This is a genomic window from Paenibacillus sp. Y930 (genome assembly GCF_056786375.1).
On record NZ_JBXCIX010000035.1, the window covers coordinates 1 to 782 of the forward strand.

Genomic DNA, 782 nt, shown 5'->3' on the forward strand with positions numbered 1-782 from the left:
AGACGGAGCGCAAGCGAAGATAGAAAAATACATCGGAAGCATAGATTCAAATGATTCACTTTGGAGTTTTACCTTTCACATCCAGTTTTCAAGGTGCAAGCCTTGATGCTATGCCGTTGATCTTAATTGATCAAGGATAATTGGTTAACGTTCCCTGATAGCTCAGTTGGTAGAGCACTCGACTGTTAATCGAGTTGTCACAGGTTCGAGTCCTGTTCGGGGAGCCATGCTCTCATAGCTCAGTAGGTAGAGTGCATCCATGGTAAGGATGAGGTCACCGGTTCGATTCCGGTTGAGAGCTCCACAACCAGATGTACACTAAAGTAAGACAAGTTATTGCAAGGCCCGTTGGTCAAGTGGTTAAGACACCTCCCTTTCACGGAGGTAACAGGGGTTCGAGTCCCCTACGGGTCACCATTATGGAGGATTAGCTCAGCTGGGAGAGCATCTGCCTTACAAGCAGAGGGTCGGCGGTTCGAACCCGTCATCCTCCACCATAATAATGGGGATTAGCCAAGCGGTAAGGCAACGGACTTTGACTCCGTCATCACAGGTTCGAATCCTGTATCCCCAGCCATTTTACTCTCGTAATGAGAGCCATTAGCTCAGTTGGTAGAGCACCTGACTTTTAATCAGGGTGTCGAAGGTTCGAGTCCTTCATGGCTCACCAGTTTATTATTTGTCATTATTAATTGTGCGCGTGTGGCGGAATTGGCAGACGCACTAGACTTAGGATCTAGCGTTTCACGACGTGGGGGTTCAAGTCCCTTCACGCGCACCAA

7 tRNA genes are annotated in these 782 nt (G+C 48.3%); all 7 read left to right on the forward strand.

Annotation, left to right across the window (positions count from 1 at the left end):
- Positions 1-151 precede the first annotated feature (151 nt).
- The 7 genes from AC1TO5_RS21215 (at position 152) to AC1TO5_RS21245 (ending at position 781) form a co-directional block, all read left to right on the forward strand.
- Positions 152-227, forward strand: a tRNA-Asn gene (locus AC1TO5_RS21215).
- Between the two features lies 1 nt (position 228).
- Positions 229-304, forward strand: a tRNA-Thr gene (locus AC1TO5_RS21220).
- 38 nt (positions 305-342) lie between these two features.
- Positions 343-417: transfer RNA gene (locus AC1TO5_RS21225), tRNA-Glu, on the forward strand.
- 4 nt (positions 418-421) lie between these two features.
- Positions 422-497: transfer RNA gene (locus AC1TO5_RS21230), tRNA-Val, on the forward strand.
- A 6-nt stretch (positions 498-503) separates the two neighbouring features.
- Positions 504-577, forward strand: a tRNA-Gln gene (locus AC1TO5_RS21235).
- Positions 578-594: 17 nt separating this feature from the next.
- A tRNA-Lys gene (locus AC1TO5_RS21240) sits at positions 595-670 on the forward strand.
- 26 nt (positions 671-696) lie between these two features.
- A tRNA-Leu gene (locus tag AC1TO5_RS21245) sits at positions 697-781 on the forward strand.
- The last annotated feature ends 1 nt before the right edge of the window (position 782 follow it).